This window comes from Okeania sp. SIO2B9, from assembly GCF_010672505.1.
GTDB classification, from domain to species: domain Bacteria; phylum Cyanobacteriota; class Cyanobacteriia; order Cyanobacteriales; family Microcoleaceae; genus Okeania; species Okeania hirsuta.
The window spans coordinates 1-5,915 of the sequence record NZ_JAAHGK010000379.1; the positions used below are offsets into that span (position 1 = coordinate 1).

Genomic DNA, 5,915 nt, shown 5'->3' on the forward strand with positions numbered 1-5,915 from the left:
TCTACTCCCTATTTTATGTCTCTGAAACTAACACTAAAAATTAACCAGCCCCACTTCCCAAAATATACAAACTTAACAAAGTTCCACTATTCCATAAACTATGTAACAACATAGAAGATAAAAGATTACGAGACCTGGTATAAACTACTCCCAAAATCATTCCTAAAACTGCCAAAGGTAAAACTTCTGAAATATTCAAATGAGCGACGGCAAATAAAAATCCACTTGCTACAATAGCTCCCCAAACTGACATATATTTTGTCAAAGAAGGCAACAAAAATCCTCGAAACATAATCTCCTCAAAAACTGGTGCAGCAATAGAAGCTGTGACATAAAACAGAGCTAAAGCTAATCCATCTTGCCCTTTCAAAGCAATAGGTAAAATTGGATTACTTCCTCCTTGACCTTGCCATAATTGTTGATTAATTAAAGATATTAAAATTACCATTGGCAAAGCAACAAAATATCCACCCAAACCCCAGAAAAACCAACCACCGCGTAAATCAAATTTAAACCAATCTTTCGGCAGTGGAAAAAATGACTTTAGTGAAAAATAAAGTACCAATAAACCACCTATAGAAAACAGAATATAACTCCCTAAAATATATCCAGCTTGTACCCGCACTCCCATCATTGCAGGTTGCCAATTTGTGAAACCTTTAAAAATCTCTAATCCTAAAGGAATCAAAATTTGTCCGACCAAGAAAAATCCAACTACAAATACTTGTAAAATTGTTTCACCATCCCAGGTTACTTCCCAAGGTAAATTGGCATTTTTTAAGAATAAAGATTCTTTCCCAGAGATTAACAATTGTACTCCTAAAAATATGAGTAATCCTATTCCGAATACTAATCCCATTCCCGGCAAACCAGCAACAATTGCTAACTTAAATACAGCCTGTTGAGCTATTTCTTGTTCCTGGATTTCTAGTTGAGATAAAACCTCTTGTCTTTCCTGTAATTTATATAATTTTTTTAAGGCACGATAACGAAACCATCCATCTAAATTTTTCTGGATTAAAGATTCTGCATCAGGTAAAATTCTCGCTGGTTTATTCCAAATTTCACTTAAAACTTTTGCCGTTTCTCCTAAAGACAGATTTTCTATTTCTGACTTAGTTAAATTTTGCCAACTTTGCCTAGCATCATCTATTTTATTTTTTTGTGCCTGTAAAATTCCGATATTAATATCAAACTCATTAATCAGACTTTTTAACTGATTTATATTCTTGTATAACTGTTTTACTTCTCCTAAATTTTCCACCTCTAAAGTTTGTTTTTCCAGTTGCTGTTGAGCAGACTGACGAGCATTTTTGTATTGTATTAATCCAGCTTCATAAGAATCATTACCAATCAAAGCTTCACTAGCTACAGCAAAATTCTTACTATCTAAATCTTCAGGTTGCCATTCCGCAGCGTGCAACAATAAATTAGTCTGATATAACTCCAGACGACTTTGAATTTGTGGCTGAGTTACACTACTAAATAAAGAAAAACCAATAAAAGAAATGGCTACAATAGTCAGAATACTTAAAATTAATCTTTTAATCGTCATTAATATCTCCTAATAATATCTCTCTAAAATTGCAGATTTTTGCTTCAGTCTAGATATAGTAATTTCATTTGAGTTGCGTAAAAAACCTGGTCTTTTTTAGGCAACAGGCAACAGGCAACAGGTAAGAAGGTTTCCCGGACTTTTTACTGTTAATAAATAACCAACTCTTGTTTGACATCTCATTTGAAAACGCTATATAGCAGACTTCAAGTTTGTGAAGTATAGCAGGGAACAGGCAACAGTGGGAAAAACATTTCCTCTGATTCGGATCATCATCAGTCTACTTAACCTACCGGTTTATTGCTATACACAAATTAAGTCTTTAAACCAGACAGAAAAAATACTATACTTCTGAAAAATAACTTCTAATTTATTAATTATGCTGTACTAAATGATATATAGAATTTTTATCTAGGTCTTCAACAATTAATAATTAATAATTACCTCTCCTTAAAATTATTAAAATTATAGGATTAACGAACTGGATTTTTTGGATTTATTTCTTCTTGAATTTCTCGGTAAAAAATCCATGGATAGATAAAAAGTTGGAAATTTTAACCTCAGATGAACTGTTGCCTTTTCAAGCTGTTATCTAAATTCCAAGATATTTTACCCACAACTGAAATAGAATTCTAGACCATTAGACATAGGAGTGGAAATTACACATATAGATCATATTTTGTGCCTTTTTTCAGAAATTTTCTTCCCTGTTGCCTGTTGCCTGTTCCCTGCTATAAGTACCAAAAACAAGATAAAATCACTCTGTTGCAAAGTTTCCAGCAAATTTATAATCTAAACTATCCATGAGTACCCGTGTTATCCTTGTGCGCCATGGCCAAAGCACCTACAATGTTGAACGTCGAATTCAAGGCCGTCTTGATGTCTCAATTCTCACAGACATAGGCATAAATGCTGCCCGTCAGGTAGGTGAAGCTCTCAAAGGTCTAAAGTTTGATGCTATTTACGCTAGTCCTCTCAAAAGGGCCAAACAAACAGCAGAAATTATCCATTCCTGTTTAAATTCTCCCCCCCCATTACAAAGCAAAGAAAACTTAAGGGAAGTAGATTTACCATTATGGGAAGGAATGTTGCGCCAAGAAGTCAAGGATAAATTTGGAGAAGATTATCGTATCTGGAGTCAACTTCCCCATGAATTTTATATGGAAGTCTCAACACCAGAGGGGCAAATCAAGCATTTTCCTGTTCTATCTTTGTTTGACCAAGCTAAACAATTTTGGCAAGAAACTTTAAGTCAAAATAACGATAAAACTATTTTGGTTGTGGCTCACAATGGTATTAATCGCTGTCTTATCGCTACAGCTTTAGAAATACAACCATCTTTTTATCAATCCATACAACAGTCTAATTGTGGTATTAGCATTCTCAACTTTACTCCTCCTTTCCCTTCTTTTTCTGGAGAAGATAAATCCGGAGGTTCTGTTCAGTTAGAATCAATGAATCTTACTACTCACATTGGTGAGAAATTCCCTAAACCTAGAGAGAAACATCAAGGTCCTCGATTGTTATTGGTGCGCCACGGTGAGACAAACTGGAACCGAGATGGTAAATTTCAGGGACAAATTGATGTACCACTTAATGATAATGGTCGCCTTCAAGGTGGCCAAGCTGCCGAGTTTCTCAAAGATGTACATCTAGATTTTGCTGTGAGTAGTTCTATGTCACGTCCCAAGGAAACGGCAGAGATTATTTTGCAGCACCATCCAGATGTGGAGTTACAGTTAGATGATGGTTTATGGGAAATTAGTCACGGTCTCTGGGAGGGAAAATTTGAATCGGAAATTGAATCTGGTTTTCCTGGTCTGTTGAAGCAGTGGAAAGAATTTCCAGAAACGGTACAAATGCCAGAAGGTGAAAATTTACAGCAGGTTTGGGAACGAGCAATGATTGCTTGGCAAAAAATTATTCGGTCAGTTTCTGGTGTTGGTATTGTCGTTGCCCATGATGCGATAAATAAGGCAATTCTTTGTCAATTATTTGGTCTGGAACCTAAACATTTCTGGAATTTTAAGCAGGGAAATGGGGCAGTTAGCGTAATTGATTATCCTCAAGGGCCAGATGGACAAGCTGTTTTGGAGGCCATGAATATTACTTCTCATTTATCTGGCGGTATTTTGGACAAGACTGCGGCCGGGGCGTTGTAAGGGAAGGCAGAAGGCAGAAGGCAGAAGGCAGAAGGTAATCATATTTTTTCATCGGACTTATCCTCAGACTGTATTTTTGAGATTTGGGGTAAATACTATAGCGCCATATTATTTCTCTCTATCTGAAGAAGACAAAAAAAGCTTTGTCTATCAGAAGGCAAATTTTCACGCTATGAAGAATTGATGGGGATAATTCAATATTTGTCCAATCAAAAAAGGCGATCGCCTTTTTTGATTGGACTTTCTCAAACTATATTTCTCAGATGTGGAACCAAAACTAGGTAGTCTTGCTCGCGTAATGGTATACAGGAAAAAGTAATATCTGGTACGGGAGCAAGATACTCCCACTGCCGTGCCTCGTAAAAAATAATGACAATGCACGACCAATGAAAATTCACCACCGCCAAAAACTATAGCGCCATATTATTTCTCTCTATCTGGAGAAGGTAAAAGAAAACTTTATTTATCCTCGGTAAATTTTCACCCTATGGAGGATAGATGAAAATAATTTAATATTTACCTGGCACTGGAAGACTATCGCCTTTTTTCATCGGACTTCCTCAGAGTAATTTCTCAGATGTGGAGCCAAAACTATAGCGCCATATTATTTCTCTCTATCTGGAGAAGGTAAAAGAAAACTTTATTTATCCTCGGTAAATTTTCACCCTATGGAGGATAGATGAAAATAATTTAATATTTGTCTGGCACTGGAGGGTAATAATTTTTTTTCATCGGACTTCCTCAGATGTGGAGCCAAAACTATAGCGCCATATTATTTCTCTCTATCTGGAGAAGGCAAAGTCAAGCTTTGTATATCAGAAGGCAAATTTTCACGCTATGGAATATTGATGGGAATAATTCAATCCCGACACTGGAAGGCGATCGCCTTTTTCATCGGACTTTCTCAGACTATATTTGTCAGATGTAGAGCCAAAACTATAGCGCCATACTATTTAGTCAAAGGAAAACCTCTTGTAGATTCTTTTAATCACTCTTATCATTCAAAAACATTCTTTTTTCACCCTTGGTACAGCACCTACCACCTTCCTCAGATGAACAGCAAATTATTTCAACAAATCCGAATATTAGACCCAGTTTCCAATACAGACAGAATTGCTGATGTATTAATCATCGATAGTAAAATCGCAGCAGTTGAGACACAAATTTCTGAATTTCCCACTAAAACAGAAATTCAAAATTCCCATGGACTAATTTTAGGCCCTGGTTTAGTAGACTTATATTCTCATAGTGGCGAACCAGGGTTTGAGGAACGAGAAACTATTGAGTCTTTAATTCAAGCTGCTACAGCAGGGGGTTTTACTAGATTAGCTATTTTGCCTGATACTTTTCCACCTGTAGATAATCCTGCTGGTTTGGCTAGGTTGCAAAATTTAGCCAAAAATTATGCTTCTACTCCCATCATTTATTATTGGGGTGCTATTACCCAAGGTTTACAAGGGGAGCAAATGACCGAGTTGGGAGAGTTGGCAACAACAGGAGTTGTGGGGTTTGCCGATGGTTTACCTCTACAAAATCTTGGTTTGTTACGACGAATCTTGGAATATCTCAAACCTCTGAATAAACCTCTAGCTTTATGTTGCAATAATTCTAGGTTGGCGGGTAAAGGGGTAATGCGAGAGGGGTATGATTCTATTCGCTTGGGTTTGCCTGGAGTTCCCACTATGGCTGAAACTTCTGCTTTAGCTGCTGTGTTGGAATTAGTAGATGCTATTGGTACTCCTGTCCATATTATGCGGGTTTCCACTGCTCGGAGTGTGGAATTGATTAGAGTAGCTAAAAATAGGGGTTTGCCTATTACTGCTAGTACAACTTGGATGCACTTGTTGTTGGATACTCAGGCAATGGAGGGTAAGTCTCCTTTTGAGACGGAGTTTTTTCCTTATGACACTAATTTACGTTTGGAACCTCCTTTAGGAAATTCTAGCGATCGCTTGGCTTTGGTTCAAGGTATTAAGGATGGGGTTTTGGATGCTATTGCTATTGAGCATGCTCCTTTTTGTTATGAGGAGAAAACGGTTACTTTTTATGAAGCACCCCCAGGAACTATAGGATTAGAAATAGCATTACCTTTATTATGGCAGAATTTTGTCCAAACAGGAAAGTTGTCGGCTTTAGATTTATGGAGGGTATTAAGTACGGCTCCTAGCAAATGTTTAGGACTTAATCCTAAACATTTG

3 protein-coding genes are annotated in these 5,915 nt (G+C 36.8%); 2 read left to right on the forward strand and 1 reads right to left on the reverse strand.

Annotated elements, in window-relative coordinates; all coding sequences use genetic code 11:
- Positions 1–40 precede the first annotated feature (40 nt).
- Positions 41–1,555 (reverse strand): CPBP family intramembrane glutamic endopeptidase, encoded by a 1,515-nt coding sequence (locus F6K13_RS14905; protein WP_124154235.1) that lies wholly within the window; start codon positions 1,553–1,555, stop codon positions 41–43.
- An 803-nt stretch (positions 1,556–2,358) separates the two neighbouring features.
- Here F6K13_RS14905 and F6K13_RS14910 point away from each other — a divergent pair.
- Together F6K13_RS14910 and F6K13_RS14915 are read left to right on the forward strand one after the other, a co-directional pair.
- On the forward strand, positions 2,359–3,717 hold the full coding sequence (locus F6K13_RS14910; protein ID WP_124143213.1) for a histidine phosphatase family protein: 1,359 nt from the start codon (positions 2,359–2,361) through the stop codon (positions 3,715–3,717).
- Positions 3,718–4,769: 1,052 nt separating this feature from the next.
- On the forward strand, positions 4,770–5,915 hold a 1,146-nt coding region (locus tag F6K13_RS14915; protein WP_287287748.1), incomplete at its 3' end, for a dihydroorotase.